This is a genomic window from Streptomyces sp. MI02-7b (assembly GCF_033793585.1).
Classification (GTDB): Bacteria; Actinomycetota; Actinomycetes; order Streptomycetales; family Streptomycetaceae; genus Actinacidiphila.
Genome location: NZ_JARAWX010000054.1, coordinates 1 through 19,613, shown reverse-complemented (window position 1 = coordinate 19,613; position 19,613 = coordinate 1). Strand labels below are relative to the sequence as shown.

Sequence of the window (19,613 nt, the reverse complement as noted above, 5' to 3'; positions counted from 1 at the left end):
GGCCACAGCGTCAGGGCGGAACCGGCGGCGAAGGCCGGCATCGTGAACACCCCACGCGGCCAGAAGATGTGGCTGCCCTTGAAGGGCCGGCACCGGTTGACCGTGCGGTGCTTGCGGCCCTTTTGGTGACGTCGGGTGCTCATCTCACGCTCCTCCTTGGCTGCGATCTTGCAGGGCCAACGGGCGAACGCGGTTTCGGTCACGCGGATACGTGCATGCGGGGGACACCGCCCCGGGGAATGCGCTCCCGTTCCGCGAGGTTGCACGACGAGAGCCGAACGAAAAGGGGAGCCTCATGGCGTCCACCCACAGCACCCAGGGCCACACCGTCAAGGCGGTGCCCGGTACGCAGCACGTGCGGGTCGAGATCGACGGGCAGGTGGTGGCCGACACCCGGCGCCCGCTCCTCGTCCACGAGACGGGCCTGCCGGTCCGCTACTACATTCCGCCGGAGGACGTCGACCTGACGCTGTTCCGGCCGACCGACACCCACACCACCTGCCCGTTCAAGGGCCTGGCCTCGTACTGGTCGTACGGCGACCACACCGACGTGGCCTGGGCCTACCCGGAGCCGATCGGCACGGTGCCCGAGATCAAGGACCACCTGTCGTTCTACGACACGATCGCCGAGATCAAGGTCACGGACGGCGCCTGACCGGCCGCCCCCCGTGAGCCCGCGGCCGTCGCGGTGCGTCAGGCGCCGTGACGTACGGTGAGGCCTCGCCCCACCAGGCACGAGTGTTCGTTTTGGGGCGCGCCGCGGGCCGTCGGGAGCAATGATGGTCACATGGCGAATCCGACCATCCTCACCGTCGACGACGATCCGGCAGTCTCCCGGGCGGTGGCCCGCGACATTCGCCGCCGGTACGGGGACCGGTACCGGGTGGTGCGCGCGACCTCCGGCGACGAGGCCCTGAGCGCGCTGCGCGAGATCAAGCTGCGGGGCGAGCAGCTGGCCGTGATGCTGGCGGACTACCGCATGCCGCAGATGAACGGCGTCGAGTTCCTCGAGGCCGCGATGGACCTGTTCCCCCTGGCCCGGCGCGTGCTGCTGACCGCCTACGCGGACACCGCGGCCGCCATCGACGCGATCAACATCATCGATCTGGACCACTACTTGCTCAAGCCGTGGAGTCCGCCGGAGGAGAACCTCTATCCGGTGATCGACACCCTGCTCGAATCGTGGCTGTCCACCCCCGACCCGACCGCCAGCGAGACCCGGGTCGTCGGGCACCGCTGGTCAGCCCCCTCGTTCAAGGTGCGCGACTTCCTCACCCGCAACCTGGTGCCCTACCGCTGGCTGCCCTCGGAGGACCCGGAGGCCGTCCAGCTGCTGACCGCCGCGGGGCTCACCCCCGACGACGTGCCGCTGGTGGTCACCGACGACGGCTCGACGCTGGTCCGGCCGAGCGAGGCGGAGCTCGCCGCGCACGTCGGCCTCAGCACCAAGCCGTCCTCGGACTTCTACGACCTGGTGGTGGTCGGCGGCGGTCCTGCGGGCCTCGGTGCGGCCGTGTACGGCGCGTCCGAGGGCCTGCGCACGGTGCTGGTGGAGCGCAGGGCGACGGGCGGCCAGGCAGGCCAGAGCAGCCGGATCGAGAACTACCTGGGCTTCCCGGACGGTGTCTCCGGCGCGCAGCTGACCGACCGGGCCCGTCGGCAGGCGCTGAAGTTCGGCGCGGAGATCCTGAGCACCCGCGAGGTCACGGGCCTGGAGGCGGCGGGCGCGGGACGGGTGCTGTCCTTCGGGGACGGCTCCGCGATCACGGCGCACACCGTGGTGCTCGCCACCGGCGTGGCGTACCGCAGGCTGGACGCACCGGGCCTCGCCGAGTTCACCGGGGCGGGGGTGTTCTACGGCTCGGCCATGACCGAGGCCATGAACTGCGCCGGCCAGGACGTCTACATCGTGGGCGGCGCCAACTCGGCCGGGCAGGCGGCCGTGTACTTCTCGCGCAACGCGCGCCGGGTGCACCTGCTGATCCGCGGCGCCGACCTGGGACGGTCGATGTCGCGCTACCTGATCGACCAGATCGCCGCGATCGACACCATCGACGTGCATCCCTGCACCGAGGTGGTCGGCGGCAAGGGCGGCGACCACCTGGAGCAGCTGATGCTGCGCGACGCGAAGACGGGCGCCGTGGCGACCGTGGACGCGGAGTGGCTGTTCGTCTTCATCGGCGCGGAGCCGCGGACCGACTGGCTGGAGGGCGTCGTGGAACGCGACGCGCGCGGCTTCGTGCTGACCGGCCCGGATCTGCTGTCCGGCGGGCGGCGGCCGGCGCGCTGGCCGCTCCCCCGCGACCCGTACCACCTGGAGGCCAGCGTGCCCGGTGTCTTCGCGGCGGGCGACGTCCGCGCGGAGTCGGTCAAACGGGTGGCGTCGGCCGTGGGCGAGGGAGCGATGGCCGTATCGCTCGTGCACCGTTATCTGGAGGCGCAGTGACCACGTCGGACCGGCTCGCGCCGGAGCAGCTGAAGACCCTGTTCCTGTTCGAGTCGCTCGGGGACGAGCAACTGGACTGGCTGGCCGAGCAGGGCTGTGTGGAGCGGACGGCGGCCGGCGCCAACGTCTACTCCGAGGGCGAGCCGGCGACCTGCTTCTACATCCTGCTGAGCGGCACCGTGGCGATGACCAGGCTGCTCCACGGCGACGAGGTGGAGGTCAACCGCACGGACCAGCGCGGGGTGTACGCGGGCGCGACACAGGCGTACCTCGGGGACCGGGTGGAACAGGTCTACCCCAACTCGCTGCGGGCGATCACCGACTGCGAGTTCTTCGTGGTCCCGGCCGACGAGTTCGCCGGGGCGATGCACAGGTGGTTCCCGATGGCGGTGCATCTGCTGGAGGGGCTGTTCTTCGGCGTGCGCCAGCAGAACACGATCATGGGCGAGCGCGAGCGCCTGCTGGCACTGGGCTCGCTGTCCGCGGGCCTGACGCACGAGCTCAACAACCCGGCCGCGGCCGCGGTCCGCGCGACCTCCGCGCTCCGCGACCGGGTGGCCGGCATGCGGCACAAGCTCGCCCTGATCGCGGACGGCCGCCTCGACACCCGGCAGCTGCACGAACTGGTCGAGCTCCAGGACGCGGCGATCAAGCGCCTGGCGTCGGCACCGGAGCTGTCGGCCCTCCAGGCGTCGGACGCGGAGGACGAGCTGACGGACTGGCTGGAGGACCACGGCGTCAACGGTTCCTGGGAGATCGCCCCGACGCTGATCGCGGGCGGGGTGGACATCGAGTGGCTGGGCAGCGTGGCGGAGACGGTCGGCGAGGAGCGCCTGGAGGCGTCGGTGCGCTGGCTGGCCTACACCCTGGACACCGAACTGCTCATGGGTGAGATCGACGACGCCGTCACCCGGATCTCCGGGCTGGTCGGCGCCGCGAAGCAGTACTCGCAACTGGACCGCGCGCCGCAGCAGACCGTGGACGTGCACGCGCTGCTGGACGCCACGCTGACGATGCTCCACGCGAAGATCCCCGGCGGGGTGCGGGTGGTCAAGGAGTACGACCGCACGCTGCCGCAGATCCAGGCCTACGGCGCCGAGCTCAACCAGGTGTGGACCAATCTCATCGTCAACTCCCTGGACGCGATGGCCGGTTCCGGAACCCTCAGCATCCGCACCCACTGGGACGGGACGGACCGGCTGCTCGTCGAGATCGGCGACACGGGGCCCGGCATCCCCGACGAGATCCGGCCGCGGATCTTCGAGCCGTTCTTCACCACCAAACCGGTCGGCGAGGGCACCGGGCTCGGTCTCGACATCTCCTACCGCATCGTGGTCAACAAGCACCACGGGGACATCCGCGTCGAGTCCGCCCCGGGCGACACGCGTTTCACGGTGTGCCTGCCGGTCGCTCTGGGGAGCTCCGGACCGGGCGACGTCGCCGTCCGGATCTGAGCCGGCGGCCCGGGCCGTCAGCCGAGCGTCTTCCGCGGCTTCCCGAAGTGGGCGGGCAGCTGCTGGTCGGCGGCGGTCTTCAGGGACCGCAGGGCCAGCAGCAGCACGCCGATGTCGTCGATGAGGATCGGGTCGGGCAGCAGGTCCACCGGGCACACCAGGTAGACCACCGCGGCCCAGAAGGCCAGCTTGCCCGAGCGCGGGACGTCGGCACTGCGCAACAGGCTCCGGACCCGCGCCATCTTCACCACCAGCACCACGGCGACCGCGAGCATGGCCGCCACCGCCACCCCCGCAATGACCAGCACTGTCGTGGACCAATCACCCATGGCTGCCTCCCTCCTTCGATCGCGTCTTCCCCTGACGGGTGCGCAGAAACGGTACCGGACCCCCAGGCGGAAGGACGCCTCTTTGTGATCATGCCGCACCGGCTCCGGGCCGCCGCCGGGGCTCCGCCGTCTCCGCCGCGTTCATGTGGGCGGCGCTCTGCCGGCCGGGACTCCGGCGTCATGCGCGGACGCGTGGCGTCCCCTGCCGGATGAAGGCGGTCAGCCGGTCGTAGGCGGCGAGCAGTTCGGCGCGGGCGTACTCCTCCCGGACGGCGATGAGGGCTCCGTGGGCGGCGGAGTGGTCGACCGTGAAGCGGTCGTGCCAGCCGCCTCCCGAGGCGATGATCACGGGGATGTCGACACCGTCGAACTGGTCGGCGGTGATGTCGACGCGCAGGCCGTTCTTCTCGATCCACGCGTGGGAGGCACCGTTCTCCCAGGCACTGACGTACGTCCACACGCCGAGCCCGTTCTCGTGGAGGTACTCGCCGAGGAGGATCGAGGCGTCACCGCAGGAGCCGTAGGGGAAACGCTCCAGGGAGACCAGGCCGGGATCGGGGCAGTCGAGGATCGCCTGCCGGAGCCCGAGGGCGAGTGTGCGGAGTTCGGACACCCGCGGAGTGTAACCCGTGAAGATCATTTGTTCGAGAGGCCGGACCAGTCGCCTCCGGCGTGGGAGTGGGGGGCGGTGACGAGGCAACCGGTCCCGGAAGGGGCCCGGTCACTGGACCGGGAGTCAACTCGCCGGGGCCCGAACCGTCAAGACTTCACGACAGGATCAGTCCCGGGGCGGTCCGCCGACGCGGAAGACCCGCCTCGCGTTCAACAAGCGAAGGAACCGGACTCCTCGCAGGTCACTGACCGTTCGGGGTCCTGACAACTGTGAGCTTCCGTTGACCTGCCGGAAACAGTTCCTGCCGGACCACTTGACCGCGACTTCTCTCACGTCTTAACTCACGCCCTGAATTAAGTCGCGCGGCCGAGTCAGGAGTTCCGATGAGACCCCACATCAACGACGCCCACCGCAGACACTTAGGGCTGATAGCCCTGCTGTCCGTCCTGCTCGCCCTGATCGCCGTACCGGCCGGTCCGCTGACCAGGGCCCACGCCGCGGCCTGCGGCACCACCAACGTCGCCCAGGGCAAGACCGCCACCGCCTCCTCCACCGAGAACGCCGGCACGGCCGCGTCCAACGCGGTCGACGGCAACGCCGGCACCCGCTGGTCCAGCGACTTCAGCGATCCCCAGTGGCTCCAGGTCGATCTCGGCAGTTCGCAGACCCTCTGCGACGTCGTGCTCACCTGGGAGGCCGCGTACGCCAGTGCGTACCAGATCCAGATCTCGGCCAACGGCACCGACTGGACGACCGTCGCCTCCACCACCACCGGCGCCGGGGGCACCGAGACCCGTGCCGTCAGCGGCACCGGCCGCTACGTGCGCATGAACGGCACGGCCCGGCACACCCAGTACGGCTACTCGCTCTGGGAGTTCGCCGTGCACACCACCGACACCGGCACGCAGATCCCCGGCGGCGGCGACCTCGGCTCGAACGTCCTGGTCTTCGACCCCTCGACGCCGAACATCCAGGCCAAGCTGGACCAGATCTTCCAGCAGCAGGAGTCGGCGCAGTTCGGCACCGGCCGCTACGCGCTGCTCTTCAAGCCGGGCACGTACAACAACATCAACGCCAACATCGGCTTCTACACCTCGATCGCCGGGCTCGGCCTCTCCCCCGACGACACGACGTTCAACGGCGACGTGACCGTGGACGCCGGCTGGTTCAACGGCAACGCCACCCAGAACTTCTGGCGCTCGGCCGAGAACCTCGCCCTCAACCCGGTGAACGGCACCGACCGCTGGGCGGTCGCCCAGGCCGCGCCCTTCCGCCGCATGCACGTCAAGGGCGGCCTGAACCTCGCGCCCAACGGCTACGGCTGGGCGAGCGGCGGCTACATCGCCGACAGCAAGATCGACGGCACGGTGGGCCCGTACTCGCAGCAGCAGTGGTACACCCGCGACAGCTCGGTCGGCGGCTGGACCAACGGCGTGTGGAACATGGTCTTCTCCGGCGTGCAGGGCGCTCCCGCGCAGAGCTTCCCCAACCCGCCGTACACCACGCTCGACACCACCCCCGTCTCCCGCGAGAAGCCCTTCCTCTACCTCGACGGCAGTGAGTACAAGGTCTTCGTCCCGGCCAAGCGCACCAACGCCCGCGGCACCACCTGGGGCAACGGCGCGCCGCAGGGCTCCTCGATCCCGCTGAGCCAGTTCTACGTGGTCAAGCCGGGCGCCACCGCCACGACGATCAACGCCGCACTCGCCCAGGGCCTCAACCTGCTCTTCACCCCGGGCATTTACCATGTCGACCAGACGATCAACGTCAACCGCGCCAACACCGTCGTGCTCGGACTCGGCCTCGCGACGATCATTCCCGACAACGGCGTCACCGCGATGAAGGTCGCCGACGTCGACGGGGTGAAGCTGGCCGGCTTCCTCATCGACGCGGGCCCGGTCAACTCCCCGGTCCTGCTGCAGGTCGGCCCGCAGGGCGCGGCCGCCGACCACGCCGCCAACCCGACCACCGTGCAGGACGTCTTCATCCGGATCGGCGGCGCCGGCCCGGGCAAGGCGACCACCAGCATGGAGGTCAACAGCGACGACACCATCATCGACCACACCTGGATCTGGCGCGCCGACCACGGCGCCGGGGTGGGCTGGGACACCAACGCGGCCGACTACGGGCTGCGGGTGAACGGCGACGACGTCCTGGCCACCGGTCTGTTCGTCGAGCACTTCAAGAAGTACGACGTCCAGTGGAGCGGCCAGAACGGCAGGACGATCTTCTACCAGAACGAGATCGCCTACGACGCCCCCAACCAGGCCTCGATCCAGAACGGCGCCACGAAGGGCTGGGCCGCCTACAAGGTGGACGACTCCGTCACGACCCACGAGGCGTGGGGCGTGGGCAGCTACTGCAACTTCACCACCGATCCGACGATCCGCATGGACCACGGCTTCGAGGTCCCGGTGAAGGCCGGGGTCAAGATGCACGACGTCCTGGTGGTCTCGCTGGGCGGCATGGGCCAGTACGACCACGTCATCAACAGCACCGGTGCCGCGACCTCGGGGACCTCGACCGTTCCGTCCAATGTGGTCTCGTTCCCCTGATGTGTCCCGGACGCGGGCCTGACCCACGTCCCCAGGACACCTGAGACCCACGGGGTGCCCCGCCCGCCGGCGGGGCACCCCGGCCGTCTCAGACGGCCGGCCGGTGCCGGGAGCTCAGAACCTCCCCCGCGGCGACCGCCGCCGCCATCGCCACCCCGGCCACCGGCACCGCCCAGGCACCGCAGAACGTGGCGGCCAGCACCAGCACGGCGCAGCCCGGCAGCACCGCGTGCTCGGCGAGGCCGCGCTTGGCCCGGCGGGAGTGGATGAGCCAGACCGTCAGCAGGAACAGCGCGGTCGGCACCGTCACGGCGGCCGCGGCGGCCGTCTGCGAGATGTGCGCCCTGTGCGCCGTCTGCTCGACCACCACCTCGATCCCCGCGCCGATGGCCGCCGCCGAGCCGAAGACGAAGTAGTGGCCGTACCCCCACAGGAACGCCGGCACTCCGGCGGTCAGATGCCGGTGGACGGGGACGGCGAAGTAGATCCAGTACGCGGAGAAGACGATGAGCAGTCCCCCGATGGCGATGGGCAGCAGATCACCCAGCACGGAGGACTCGTCGACGGCGGACTGCACGGCCACCGTCGCGGCCGCCACCGACTCGCCGAGCACGATGATGGTGAACAGCCCGTAGCGTTCGGCGATGTGGTGGGCGTGCCACGTGGTCCGCTGCGCGTGCTCGGCGATGACCGGCACCGACAGGTCCGCGACGGCCATGGCCACGAAGCCCCAGGTGAACACCCCTCCGGGCACGAGCAGCAGTGCGATCCAGCCCGCCTCGACGACCACCAGTCCCACCGCGTAGCGCAGCGCCGCGGTCCGCGCCGCCGCGGTCACGTTGCGGGCCGCGCGCAGCCACTGGAAGGTCAGGGCGATCCGCATGATGACGTAGCCGGCGACGGCGACGGTGAAGTCGTTCTGGTCGAAGGCCCGGGGCACTCCGGCCGCCAGCACCAGGACGCCGATGATCTGGACGAACGTCGCGATGCGGTAAGGGACGTCGTCGGTGTCGTAGGCCGAGGCGAACCAGGTGAAGTTGACCCAGGCGAGCCAGATGGCGAAGAAGACGAAGCAGTACCCGGCGACCCCGTGCCCGAAGCGGCCCTCCGCGACGGCGTGCACGAGCCGGACCCCCGCCTGGGCCACGGCGACCACGAAGCACAGGTCGAACAGCAGCTCCAGCGGGGTGGAGACCCGGTGCACCTCCTGCGGGTCCCGCGGCGTCATCCGCACCAGGGGGCGGTAGTGCCGGCCCGGCGACACGCGATCGTGATCGGTCATCCGCGCATCCTAGGCCGGGCACGACGGTGCCCGCGCCCCGGTGGGGGCGCGGGCACCGTCGGGGGGACAGCGTCAGCGGACGGAACCGTCCTGGAGCATTCCGGCGCGCAGTCGCGCGATGGTGCGCGAGAGCAGGCGGGAGACGTGCATCTGGGTGCAGCCCATGATCTCGCCGATCTGGGCCTGCGTCAGCTCCTCCACGTACCTCAGGTGGAGCAGTCGCCGGTCGCGCTCGCTGAGCTCGATCATCAGCGGGGCCAGCGAACGCAGATCCTCTATCAGTTCCATGCCCGGATCGGGTGCGCCGATGAAGTCGGCGAGCGCGGTCTCGCCCTCGTCGCCGTCGTCCGTGGTGAGCGCCGCGTCGAGGGACGAGGCGGTGTAGCCGTTGGACGCGACCTGCGCCTCGACGACCTCCTGCTCGCTGAGGTCCATCAGCGCCGCCAGCTCGGCGACCTTCGGGGCCCGGCCGAGCCGGGAGGACAGCTCGTCCCGGGCGCGCGCCAGTTCGACCCGGCGTTCCTGCAGCCGGCGCGGCACGTGCACGGCCCACGTGGTGTCACGGAAGAAGCGCTTGATCTCCCCGACGATGTAGGGGACGGCGAAGGTGGTGAACTCCACCTCGCGCGAGATGTCGAAGCGGTCGATCGCCTTGATCAGGCCGATCGTGCCGACCTGCACGATGTCGTCCATGTCGTCGCCGCGGTCGCGGAAGCGCCGCGCCGCGAACCGGACCAGCGACATGTTCATCTCGATGAGGGTGTTCCGCGCGTACTGGTAGTCCGGCGTGCCCTCCTCGAGAACCGTCAGCCGCTCGAGGAAGAGCTTCGACAGGGCCCGTGCGTCCGAGGGCGCGACGCTGCGCGGGTCGCTGATCCGCGGCAGTCCGTCCATGACGGCCTCTTCCACCCCGGCCCCGGCGCTCGTCCTGCTGACGTCCGCGATCACAGCTCCTCCTCGACCCGTCGTACGACGTGTTCCCGTATGTGCTGCCGTTCGGGTACCCGGTCCCGCACCGGGCATGCCCCCCGATTTCGGGGTGACGTAAATCTGTCCACCGGGTCGCGTAGGACCGGCACGGCCGGGCAGACACACAGGGACCAGTGAGGCCTACGGGGTGATCGTACGTGTACAGCCTTCAAACGGATGACGAAGGACAGGTGCCCACCACCGCACGCGGCGGTGCGGCCCTTCCCGCGTCCATCGGCGAGGCCCGTGACATGGCCCGGGCCCGCCTGACCGGTATCGATCCGGAACGGGTCGAGGACTGCCTGCTGGTGGTCTCCGAACTCGTCACCAACGCGTTCCGCTACGGCGACGGGGTCGCCCGCTTCGAGGTGCTGCCGGGGCCGGACGGCATCCGCGTCTCGGTCGGCGACCACAGTTCCCGGCTGCCCGTCACCCCGCGCGCGGAGGGCGGCTTCATGCCCGGCGGCTACGGCTGGCGCCTGGTGCGCCGGCTGGCACAGGACATCCGGGTGTCCCTGCTCGCCCAGGGCGGCAAGGTCATCCTGGTCGTACTGCCGCGCTGAACGCGCGCGCCGCTCCCTTCCGCCTCCCTTCCGCCTCCCTTCCGGGGCGCCTCCCCCCGGCACATGTGCGTGGAGAGACGGATCGCGGATACACGCACCGTAGACACGACAAGGGACCCGAAACAATGTCAGATCCCATTCCGGGACCCCCGGGGTCCCCAGGAGGCACACCATGACCACGGGCATCATCATCGGGGCGGTCGTCCTCGTAGTCCTGATCGCCGCCGCGGCGCTGTACATGACGCGCCGTGGGCCGGGGTCCGGACATCTGAGGCGGCGTTTCGGCCCCGAGTACGAACGTACGCTCGCCCGGCACGACGGCGACAGGGCCGCCGCCGACAAGGAGCTGCAGGAACGCGTGGACCGCCACGGGCACCTGAAGCAGCGCCCGCTGGAGGCCCGCCGCACCGAGGAGTTCCGGGCCGAGTGGGCCGCCCTGCAGGAGCGGTTCGTGGACTCCCCCGCGGAGTCGGTGCGCGAGGCGTCCGGCCTGCTGGACCGGCTGGCGCGCGAGCGCGGCTTCCCGGCGGCCGACTCCGGGGAGCAGATCGACGCGCTGTCCGTGCACCGCCCGCGCCACCTCCAGGCGTACCGCGACCTGCGCGGTGCGGCCCTGACCGGGCAGCACAACGGTGACCGTCCCACGACGGACACCGAGGACCTGCGCGCCCGGCTGCTGGAGGCCCGCGCCCTGTTCGACGACCTCGTCGCGGGGGGCAAGGAGCCCCGGCACACCGCGCGGGGCTTGCACGACAACGCCGAGCGGGCCGACGTCCCGTCCGGTGACGCCCCGTCCGAGACCGAGAGCGGGACCGGTACCGATGGCGACGCCGCCACCGGCCACCGAGGCACCCGCCGTCCGCATCTGCCGTCCGGGAGTAATCGATGAACCCCACGAACCAGACCGGCCACGACGACAAGGCCAGGACCGACGAGACGACCGCCAAGACGACCGACGAGAAGATCGACGTCAAGAGCAATGACGTCACGCCGGGCACCGAGCGCCCCGCACAGCACGCGCAGCCCGCCCGCACCGCACAGCCCGGACGCGTGAGCGAATCCGGCGCCGAGCGCGGTTCCGTGACGCCCGCTCGGACCGCCGACCCGCACGAGTCCGCCGACCCGCGGGAACCCGCGGAGCAGGCGCGGCGCGTTCCCGGCTCCGAGCCGGAGCGTCCGTCGCGGGCCCCGCACACCCCCCGGGAGCCGGGTGCCCCCAAGGCGACGGCGGAGGACACCGACAAGCTGCAGCGCCGGCTCCAGCAGGCGGTCGGCGGCTTCGTCGACGAGCCGCGGCACGCGGTGGAGGAGGCCGACCAGGTCCTGGAGGAGGCCACCGAGCGACTCGTCCAGGAGCTCAAGGGCCGGCGCCACGCACTGCGCTCGGGCTGGGACGGCGGCCGGGACGAGGCCGACACCGAGAAGCTGCGGGTGGCCCTGCAGGGCTACCGCGAGCTGGTGGACCGGGTCCTGCACGTCTGACCCCGCGTCACCCGTACGGAGGAAAGCCGCCGCGATTCGCGGCGGCTTTCCTCGTGCCCGCGTCCTCGCGCGCCGTCAGTCGCCCTTGCCGTGACGGATCCGGGCCCACAGCGGCAGCCCGTACCAGCAGGCCAGGTACCAGACGAGGACCCCCGCCACGAGGTAGGGGACGGAGTCGTCGTGGCTCGCCACCCGCAGGACGAGCAGCAGCGCCGAGGTCATCGTGGCCAGCAGGAGCACGAGTCCGGCGAGTGTCAGCCGCGAAGCCCAACGCACGCTCTGCGGCTTGATCCGGCGGCCGGCGACGATCCGGTGGAAGGACACGGGGCCGATCAACGCCCCGGTCGCCGCCGAGCCGAGCACGACGGTGACGATGTAGACGGTGTGCTCCACCGGGCCCAGCCGCTGGTAGAGCGGGGTGAAGACCACGGTGAGCAGGAAGCCGAACAGGATCTGCACGCCGGTCTGGGCGACCCGCACCTCCTGGATCAGCTCACCCCACATCCGGTCCGCGCGTTCGTCCTCCGTCTCGTCCCGGCCCCGCGCCCCGTACTCGTCCGCGGTGTCGGACATCGCTGCCTCCCCGTTCCTCTGCGCGCGGCATCGGACGATATGTGCTTAATATGCGTTTCGCTAAGCTATGTAACATCTCATCAGATTGGGACGACCGATGGCGAAGAAGTACCTTCTCCGCGGCACCGCCGCCGCCTGCCTGGCGGCCGCGGCACTCGCGTGGCCGGCCTCGGCCCAGGCCGCCACCACCCCGGCCCGCCCGGCGGCGGTCCCGTCCGTCGCACAGGACGACCGGGATCGGGGTGACGACGACAACCGCTTCGGCGACGAACGCCGAGGTGACGAACGGGACGAGGACGGCCGCGGCGACGACTTCGGCCGCGACGACGACGGTGGCCGCGACGACCGCGGGGACGACCGGGGCGACGGACGTGGCGACGGACGGGACGGACGCGGGGACAACCGCGGCGGTCGCGACGACGACCGTGGCGACGGACGGGACGGGCGCGACGGGCGCGGGGACGACCGCTGCGACCGGGACGACCGCGGCGACGGACGCGGCGGGCGCGGGGACGACCGACGCGGCGGGCGCGGGGACGGGCGTGACGGTCGCGGTTGCCGCGACGACCGCGGCGGCCGGGACGGCCACGGCCGGCACCACTGCAAGTGCGGCCGGCACCACCACGGTCGCGGTGGCCACGGCGGAGGCGGCCACTTCGGCGGCGGAGGCAACTACGGCGGCGGAGGCGGCAACTTCGGCGGCGGCATCGGTGGCATCGGCGGTGTCGGTGGCGTCGGCGGGTTCCCCGACAAGGACTCCCAGGCCGCGGTCGGCCAGGGTCCGGCCGGTCAGCTGCCCGCCGGCCAGGGGCTCAGCAACCGTTCACTGTTCGACCCGGACCAGCTCGACGTGATCTGAGCTCGGTCCGCACACGACGGTCCGGCCGCCCCTCGTGGGGCGGCCGGACCGTCGTGTCGTTCCGTCGGCTCGTCAGTGCGTCAGCGCCCCAGCCGGGTCCTGGCCAGTGCCGTGACACCGACGGCCGCCAGGGCTATCTGGATCAGCCACTCGATCCAGTCGACGCCCTCGGTGTCCGCGACCCCGAGTCCCGCGGCGATGGCGCTGCCGATGAACGCGGCGACGATGCCCACGACGATCGTCCACAGCAGCCCGATCGGCTGCCGGCCGGGCGCCAGCAGGCGTCCCAGCAGACCGATGATCAGACCGATCACGATCGCGCTGATGATGCTCGAAATCTCCATCCCTACCCCAACCCTCGCGCCCTGTTCGCATGTCTGTCTGCATCCACCCGGCTACCCCGGCCCGGCGACTCCACGCAGGCCGGCCGCCGCCGGCGCCGGGCCCCGCTGTTTCACCGGCCCGGTACGGGGCAGCCGGGGACCACACAGGCCCAGCGCAGGGAGGTCCGGCCATGGACACGACGGGAACAGCCACCGCGGTGCGGCCCGGCAGCGGGGGGCGGCGCGCCATCCGGGCGGGCGCACGTGCCGGACTGACGGCCCGTGGGGTCATCTACGTACTGACCGGCATCCTCGCTCTGCGGATCGCCTTCGGCGGTTCCTCGCAGCAGGCCGACCGCGGTGGCGCGGTGGCCGAGCTGGCGGCTCAGCCCCTCGGCGGCTTCCTGGTCTGGGCCCTGACCGTGGGACTGGCCGGGATGACACTGTGGCGGCTGTCGGAGGCCGCCTTCGGGGCGGCCGGGCCGGACGGCGGCAAGGCGTCCAAACGGGTGCAGTCGGGGGTCCGCGCGGTCTTCTACGGCTTCGTCACCTACTCGGTGGCGACCTTCGCGGTGAACGGCGGGTCCGGCGGCGGGTCCGGCGGGTCGAGCGACCAGGCCTCCAAGGACGTCACCGCCGAGGTGCTGGGCTGGCCGATGGGCCGCTGGCTGGTCGGCGCGGCGGGTCTGGTCCTGGTCGGGGCGGGCGGCTGGATCGCCGTGCGGGCGATCATGCGCCGCTTCCGCAAGCACCTGCGCACCGGCGCCATGTCGGCGCGCACCCGGAAGGTGGTCGAGACCCTGGGCGTGGGCGGGGGCACGAGCCGCGGGGTGGTGTTCGCCGCAGCGGGCTGCTTCGCCGTCATCGCCGCCGTGCGCTTCGACCCCGGCCGGGCCAAGGGACTGGACGACACCCTGCGGACGTTCCGCGAGACCCCCGCCGGGCCCTGGCTGCTGGCGGCGGTCGCGGTGGGCCTGGTCCTGTTCGGCCTCTTCTCCGGCGCGATGGCGCGCTGGCGCGACGTCTGAGCGGTGTCCGGGCAGGCACTTGCCGGCACCCGCCGGCGGCGGGTCAGCGCCCCGGCAGCTTCACCACGGTGACGAAGAAGTCGTCGATCTGCCGGACGACCTCGATGAACCGCTCGAAGTCGACGGGCTTGGTGACATAGGCATTGGCGTGCAGCTTGTAACTGCGCACGATGTCCTCCTCCGCCTCGGAGGTGGTCAGGACGACGACCGGGATGTCGCACAGCGAGGCGTCGGCCTTGACGTCGGCCAGTACCTCGCGGCCGTCGTAGCGCGGCAGGTTGAGGTCGAGCAGGATCAGGCCCGGCCTGGGCGCGTCCGCGTGCTGTCCGCGGCGGTGGAGGAAGTCCAGCGCCTCCTCGCCGTCGCGGACGACGTGCAGCACGTTGCGGATCTTGTGCTCCTCGAAGGCCTCACGGGTCATCAGCTCGTCGCCCGCGTCGTCCTCGACCAGGAGGACGACGATCGGTTCTGGCTGGGGCGGCACGGTCAAGGCGTCACTCCTCCAATGGGGCGGTCCGCGCGGCGGCGGGCAGGGTGAAGCGGATGCGGGTCCCCTCGCGCGGCGCGGGGTCGAGCCAGATCCGGCCTCCGTGGTGCTCCACGATCTTCTTGCAGAGTGCCAGACCGATGCCGTTGCCGTCGCCCCGGGGCTCCCCCTCGCGCGGGCGCGGCACGACGCCGAAGACCTTCTCCGCGTAGGCCGCCGGGACGCCGACGCCGTTGTCGGTGACGGCGAAGCCGAGCAGGCCGTCCTCGTCCGGGCCGTCCGAGGTGATGCCGATGCGCGGTGCGCGCTCCGGCGAACGGAAGGCGACGGCGTTGCCGAGGAGGTTCTGCCAGAGCATCGTCAGCAGCGTCGGATCGCCGATCGTGCGGGGCAGGGCGGGCGGCCGCTCCACCGCGGCGCCGCACTCCTCGATCGGCCCGGCGAGGTTGGCCAGTGCCTGGTCCAGCGACTCGTCCAGCGCGACCTCGACATCGCCGTCGTCGGGCCGGCCGGAGCGCGCGAAGTCGAGCAGGTCGCCCAGGAGCACCTGCATCCGCTTGGCACCGTCGACCGCGTACGCGATGTACTGCAGACCCCGCTCGTCGAGGCGGTCGCCGTAGCGCTTCTCCAGCAACTGGCAGAAGGAGATGACCTTGCGCAGCGGCTCCCGCAGGTCGTGCGAGGCGACGTAGGCGAACTGCTGCAACTCGCTGCCGGCGCCGCGCAGTCGCTCCTCGCGCTGCCGGGACTGCGCCAGTTCGGCGTCGGCGTTGCGGCGGGACCCCTCCAGCGCGCGCAGGGCCTCGCGCAGCGGGGTGAGCTGCCGCAGGGCCCTGCGGTGCACGAGTACGGCGAGGCCCGCCGCGGCGAGCAGGAGGACGGCCAGCACGGCCGCGACGGCCCAGTACGGCACGGTGATCCCGGCGGGATCGTCCTGGGCGGCGGCCGTGGTGCGCGGCGGGAGGGCGGACCCGCCGGCGCGGCCGGGCGCTGCCTCATGGCCCACGGCCCGGCGGATCAGGGCGGGCGCCGGGACGGGGGCGCCGGTGGCGACCGCGTACCCGGCCGGGTGGTCCGCGGCCGCGGTGCGCGGGGGCTGGTGGGGGGCGAAGCCGGCGACCGCGCCCACCACCACGACGAGGGCGGCGGGGGCGAGGGCGATCCGGCCCGCCGGGGTGAGCCGCGTGGTGGTCATGACGTGTGGTCCCAGTCGAGGCGGACGACCGCGACGTCGTCGTCGAAGCCGCCGTGTCCGGCGGCCAGCGACTCGGCCCGGTCGATGAGGGTGTCGACGAACTCCGGAGCCGCCAGCGCGGCGTGCTCCCTGGCCAGCGCGAGCAGTCCGGCCTCGCCCAGCCGCCCGTCGCCGGTGCGGCCCTCGAACAGGCCGTCGGTGAAGAGGGTGAGGGCCTGTCCGGGGCGCAGGGCGAGTCGGCCCTCGGGCCAGTTCCCGGCACCGGGGATCAGGCCGAGGGCAGGGCCACCGGCCGGCTCGGCGTACTCGACCTCGCCCTCCGCCGTGCTGCTGAGCAGGCCGTGGTGGCCGGCCCGCCACACCGACGCGCTGCTGCGGTCCTGGCTGAGGGTGACCACCGTGGCGGTGGCGAAGATCTCGGGCGCCGCACGTTCGGCGACCAGCACCTCTTCCAGCAGGGACAGCTGGCGACCGCCCTGGACGCCGCTGAGGACCAGGGTGCGCCAGGCGATGCGCAGGCCCACGCCCAGCGCGGCCTCGTCGGGGCCGTGACCGGAGACGTCTCCGATGACCGCGTGGACGACGCCCTCGGCGGTCTCCACCACGTCGAAGAAGTCCCCGCCCAGCAGGGCGTCGGCGCGGCCCGGACGGTAGCGCGCGGTGACGGTGACGTCCTTGGTGCGCAACATCGGCAGCGGCAGCAGACCGCGTTCGAGCCGGGCGTTCTCCTCGGCCCGCATCTGGCTGGCGCGCAGCGCGACGGCGGCGCGTTCGGACTGCTTGCGCTCCACGGCGTACCGCAGCGCGCGGCCGAGCAGCTCCGGCTCCACACGCCCCTTGACCAGGTAGTCCTGGGCGCCGGCGGACACCGCCGCGAGCCCCGTGCGCTCCTCGGCCAGGCCGGTGAGCACCACGACCGCCGCCCGCTGGGTCAGGGCCAGGGCCCTGCCGAGGGCGGCCAGCCCCTGGCCGTCCGGGAGGTGCAGGTCCAGCAGGACGCAGTCTGCGGGGAGGGCACGGAGGGCGTCGCCGGCCTCGGCGAGCGAGCGTACCCAGCGCAGGTCGACCGGCACGCCGCTGTCGGCGACCAGTTCCTCGACCAGGAGTGCGTCGCCGGCGTCGTCCTCGACCAGGAGCACGGCGAGCCGCCGGCTCGTGCTGTCACCCGGTCTGGGGATCAACCCCCCAGGCGGAGTCAGGGTGTTGCCTTCCACATCGTCTCCCCACCCCAGCGGTGCCCCGTGCGGGGCGATGGGATCGTACGCGAAGGACACCCTGGCCGGGTGGCCTTTGCGACACTGCGGATCATCTTCGATCATTGCCGTTCGGCAACAGTAATACCCTGCAACAGATACACGGAGCACACCCGGGTCGGGAACAACCCGTTCAAGAAGTGAGAATCCCGTGCGCACCTATGCGCTCCGGCTCCGCCCCTCGGTCGCGGCGGAGGCGCCGGCCGGCCCGGTGGCCGCCGCTGCCGTCCGGAAGGCCGCGAGCCCCTCCAGCAGGGCCCGCCGGGCCCGCTCGGGCATCGCGGCGACGACAGTGGCGAGCTCCCGCTCGCGGCGTTCGCGCAGCTCGGTGAGGAGCGCGGCCCCGCGGGGGGTGAGCCACAGCCGCACCTCACGGCGCGAGGTCGGGCTGATGTCCCGGGTGAGGTATCCCACAGCCTGCAGCCGGTCGCAGAGCCGGCTCATCGCGGGCGGCGCGGCGCCGAGCAGTTCGCACAGGGTGCGCAGATTGGCGCCCTCGTTCCCCTCCAGCGCGAACAGCAGGCGCAGCTGCGAGGGCGGGACGGGCGGATCCCCCGCGTCCCGACCCCGGCCCCAGAGCACCTCCAGCGCCTCGACCATCGACGACGCCTCGGCAGCGACGTCCCGGTGGGTCGGGCGACTCGCGGACAAGGTCATCTCCTGGGCGTCATGTCTCGGGCCCGGAGCGGGCAGGAAACGGATATAGGGGTACACATCACGGCTCCCCTCGGCCCTGCCACCGTAACCGACCCTCCCCTCCTCCCAGAAGGACCCCAGCGAACCGGTGAACACCTCCGCTCTCCTCTCCGCCGAGCGCGCGCTGCGCGCCTCCGCCCCCCACGCCCTCCCCGACGCCGTCCGCGGGGTGCTGCGGCAGCACTACGGGGCGCGATCGGTGGACGTCCTGCTGGCCGACTACGGCCAGACCGTGCTCCAGCCGGTGGGCGCCCGTCCCGGCGCCGCCGACCTCGTTGGGATCGCCGGCAGTCCGGCGGGCCGGGCGTTCGGGGCGCAGGAGCCGGTCACCGAGGCCGTCGCCGACGGTGTGCTGCTGCACCTGCCGATCAGCGTGCGCGGCGACCGCATCGGTGTGCTGGGCGTCGGATTCGCGGCGGGGACCGGCCCCGGTGACGCCGGTGACGCCGGTGACGCCGGTGACGCCGAGACGGTCGGGGAGCTCGGCGAGATCGCGGAGATGCTGGGCCACCACATCCTGGTCGCCGACCGCGACACCGACCTGTACCTGCGGGCCCGCCGCCGCGACCGCCTCACCCTCGCCGCCGAGATCCAGTGGCAGCTGCTGCCCGGGCACTCACTCGCCCGGCCCGGGTACGCGCTCGGCGCCCAGCTGGAGCCCGCGTACGACATCCACGGCGACAACTTCGACTGGTCGGCGTCCGCGGACGACCTGACGCTGACCGTCACCAACGGCATGGGCGAGGGCATCGACGCCGCCCTGCTGACCAGCCTCACGATCAACGCGCTGCGCAACGCCCGGCGCGCCGGTGTGCCCCTCGCCGACCAGGCGGCCCTGGCCGACCAGGCGGTCTACGCCCGCTACCGGGGCGACAGTTACGTGTCGGTGCTGCTGATGCGGTTCGAGCGGGCCACGGGCACGGTCGACGTGGTCGACGCCGGGTCGCCGCGTGTGTACCGGCTGCGCGCGGGAGCGGTGGAGACCGTCCCCTTCGAGCCGCAGTCGCCCCTGGGCATGTTCGAGGACACCCCGTACGTCGTCCAACGGTTCGAGGTGCGCTCCGGCGACCGGCTCGTCATCGTCAGCGACGGGGTGTACGCCACCGCTTCCCCGTCCGGTGAGGCGTACGGCGAACAGGCCCTGGCGCGGGCGATGCTGGCCACCCGGCTGGTACCGCCGAGTGATGTGCCGCGGGCCGTCCTGCGCGAGCTGCCCGGCTACCGCGCGGTGCCGGACGCCGAGGACGACGCGCTCGTCCTGTGCCTGGACTGGGAGTGACCGCGCCGGGAGTTCGCGCGGCGGCCTCCGAACGGGTGAGCCGGCCCGGCCGCTCCACGGGGCCCGGGGCGCGCGCCCGATCCTTTCCGTGGCCGGGACCGCCGTCGTGGCGCACGCCCGCCGGTCGCCCCGGGGCACCGCAGGTGACCGCGTACCAGGCCGCCGCCCGCTCACCGCGCCCCCTCGATCGCCCGCGCCACACGCACCGCGTCCGCACTGTCGTGAAC

20 protein-coding genes are annotated in these 19,613 nt (G+C 72.2%); 10 read left to right on the top strand and 10 right to left on the bottom strand.

Annotation, left to right across the window (positions count from 1 at the left end; all coding sequences use genetic code 11):
* Window positions 1-295: 295 nt before the first annotated feature.
* The 3 genes from PV364_RS40545 (at window position 296) to PV364_RS40535 (ending at window position 3,900) form a co-directional block, all read left to right on the top strand.
* Window positions 296-655 carry a DUF427 domain-containing protein gene (locus tag PV364_RS40545; RefSeq protein ID WP_319665961.1) on the top strand — a complete coding sequence of 120 codons (360 nt, stop codon included), beginning with the start codon at window positions 296-298 and terminating at the stop codon, window positions 653-655.
* Between the two features lie 132 nt (window positions 656-787).
* The gene (locus tag PV364_RS40540) at window positions 788-2,446 is read left to right on the top strand and encodes an FAD-dependent oxidoreductase (RefSeq protein WP_319665960.1); all 1,659 of its coding nucleotides are present in this window, start codon (window positions 788-790) and stop codon (window positions 2,444-2,446) included.
* Window positions 2,443-3,900, top strand: a complete 1,458-nt coding sequence (locus tag PV364_RS40535; protein WP_319665959.1) for an ATP-binding protein — start codon at window positions 2,443-2,445, stop codon at window positions 3,898-3,900. Before PV364_RS40540 ends, PV364_RS40535 begins: the two co-directional genes overlap by 4 nt.
* 17 nt (window positions 3,901-3,917) lie before the next feature.
* Here PV364_RS40535 and PV364_RS40530 read toward each other — a convergent pair whose 3' ends face one another.
* On the bottom strand, window positions 3,918-4,229 hold the full coding sequence (locus PV364_RS40530; protein ID WP_319665958.1) for a YkvA family protein: 312 nt from the start codon (window positions 4,227-4,229) through the stop codon (window positions 3,918-3,920).
* A gap of 178 nt (window positions 4,230-4,407) precedes the next feature.
* Window positions 4,408-4,842, bottom strand: coding sequence for a hypothetical protein (locus PV364_RS40525; protein WP_319665957.1), 435 nt, complete (start codon window positions 4,840-4,842; stop codon window positions 4,408-4,410).
* 383 nt (window positions 4,843-5,225) lie between these two features.
* Here PV364_RS40525 and PV364_RS40520 point away from each other — a divergent pair, with 383 nt between their 5' ends.
* Complete coding sequence (locus PV364_RS40520; protein WP_319665956.1) at window positions 5,226-7,397, top strand: discoidin domain-containing protein; 2,172 nt, start codon at window positions 5,226-5,228, stop codon at window positions 7,395-7,397.
* 88 nt (window positions 7,398-7,485) lie between these two features.
* Here PV364_RS40520 and PV364_RS40515 read toward each other — a convergent pair whose 3' ends face one another.
* Entirely contained in the window at window positions 7,486-8,679 is a 1,194-nt protein-coding gene (locus PV364_RS40515; protein ID WP_415924677.1) for a low temperature requirement protein A, read from the bottom strand.
* 72 nt (window positions 8,680-8,751) lie between these two features.
* Window positions 8,752-9,573, bottom strand: a complete 822-nt coding sequence (locus PV364_RS40510; RefSeq protein WP_319665962.1) for a SigB/SigF/SigG family RNA polymerase sigma factor — start codon at window positions 9,571-9,573, stop codon at window positions 8,752-8,754.
* Window positions 9,574-9,839: 266 nt separating this feature from the next.
* Here PV364_RS40510 and PV364_RS40505 point away from each other — a divergent pair, with 266 nt between their 5' ends.
* The 3 genes from PV364_RS40505 to PV364_RS40495 all read left to right on the top strand — a co-directional run bounded on the left by PV364_RS40505 (window position 9,840) and on the right by PV364_RS40495 (window position 11,693).
* On the top strand, window positions 9,840-10,211 hold the full coding sequence (locus PV364_RS40505) for an ATP-binding protein (protein WP_319665955.1): 372 nt from the start codon (window positions 9,840-9,842) through the stop codon (window positions 10,209-10,211).
* Window positions 10,212-10,383: 172 nt separating this feature from the next.
* Entirely contained in the window at window positions 10,384-11,100 is a 717-nt protein-coding gene (locus tag PV364_RS40500; RefSeq protein WP_319665954.1) for a hypothetical protein, read from the top strand.
* Window positions 11,097-11,693, top strand: coding sequence for a hypothetical protein (locus tag PV364_RS40495; RefSeq protein WP_319665953.1), 597 nt, complete (start codon window positions 11,097-11,099; stop codon window positions 11,691-11,693). Before PV364_RS40500 ends, PV364_RS40495 begins: the two co-directional genes overlap by 4 nt.
* Before the next feature lie 75 nt (window positions 11,694-11,768).
* On the opposite strand, the gene PV364_RS40490 is transcribed toward PV364_RS40495, so the two are convergent.
* A complete protein-coding gene (locus PV364_RS40490; RefSeq protein ID WP_319665952.1) occupies window positions 11,769-12,266 on the bottom strand; it encodes a DUF6328 family protein in 498 nt (165 codons plus the stop codon).
* Between the two features lie 97 nt (window positions 12,267-12,363).
* Between PV364_RS40490 and PV364_RS40485 the strand changes: the two genes are divergently transcribed.
* Window positions 12,364-13,125, top strand: a complete 762-nt coding sequence (locus PV364_RS40485; protein WP_319665951.1) for a hypothetical protein — start codon at window positions 12,364-12,366, stop codon at window positions 13,123-13,125.
* A gap of 80 nt (window positions 13,126-13,205) precedes the next feature.
* Here the strand turns inward: PV364_RS40485 and PV364_RS40480 are convergent, their stop codons facing one another.
* Window positions 13,206-13,469 (bottom strand): GlsB/YeaQ/YmgE family stress response membrane protein, encoded by a 264-nt coding sequence (locus tag PV364_RS40480; RefSeq protein WP_319665950.1) that lies wholly within the window; start codon window positions 13,467-13,469, stop codon window positions 13,206-13,208.
* A 170-nt stretch (window positions 13,470-13,639) separates the two neighbouring features.
* On the opposite strand from PV364_RS40480, the gene PV364_RS40475 reads away from it, so the two are divergent.
* On the top strand, window positions 13,640-14,476 hold the full coding sequence (locus PV364_RS40475; protein ID WP_319665949.1) for a DUF1206 domain-containing protein: 837 nt from the start codon (window positions 13,640-13,642) through the stop codon (window positions 14,474-14,476).
* A 43-nt stretch (window positions 14,477-14,519) separates the two neighbouring features.
* On the opposite strand, the gene PV364_RS40470 is transcribed toward PV364_RS40475, so the two are convergent.
* The 4 genes from PV364_RS40470 to PV364_RS40455 all read right to left on the bottom strand — a co-directional run bounded on the left by PV364_RS40470 (window position 14,520) and on the right by PV364_RS40455 (window position 18,068).
* A complete protein-coding gene (locus PV364_RS40470) occupies window positions 14,520-14,966 on the bottom strand; it encodes a response regulator (RefSeq protein ID WP_319665948.1) in 447 nt (148 codons plus the stop codon).
* A gap of 4 nt (window positions 14,967-14,970) precedes the next feature.
* Window positions 14,971-16,158, bottom strand: a complete 1,188-nt coding sequence (locus PV364_RS40465) for a sensor histidine kinase (RefSeq protein WP_319665947.1) — start codon at window positions 16,156-16,158, stop codon at window positions 14,971-14,973.
* On the bottom strand, window positions 16,155-17,339 hold the full coding sequence (locus tag PV364_RS40460) for a PP2C family protein-serine/threonine phosphatase (protein ID WP_319665946.1): 1,185 nt from the start codon (window positions 17,337-17,339) through the stop codon (window positions 16,155-16,157). The genes PV364_RS40465 and PV364_RS40460 overlap by 4 nt, the downstream gene beginning before the upstream one ends.
* Before the next feature lie 231 nt (window positions 17,340-17,570).
* Complete coding sequence (locus tag PV364_RS40455) at window positions 17,571-18,068, bottom strand: MarR family winged helix-turn-helix transcriptional regulator (protein ID WP_319665945.1); 498 nt, start codon at window positions 18,066-18,068, stop codon at window positions 17,571-17,573.
* A 127-nt stretch (window positions 18,069-18,195) separates the two neighbouring features.
* Here PV364_RS40455 and PV364_RS40450 point away from each other — a divergent pair, with 127 nt between their 5' ends.
* Window positions 18,196-19,386 carry a PP2C family protein-serine/threonine phosphatase gene (locus PV364_RS40450; RefSeq protein WP_319665944.1) on the top strand — a complete coding sequence of 397 codons (1,191 nt, stop codon included), beginning with the start codon at window positions 18,196-18,198 and terminating at the stop codon, window positions 19,384-19,386.
* Window positions 19,387-19,613 lie beyond the last annotated feature (227 nt).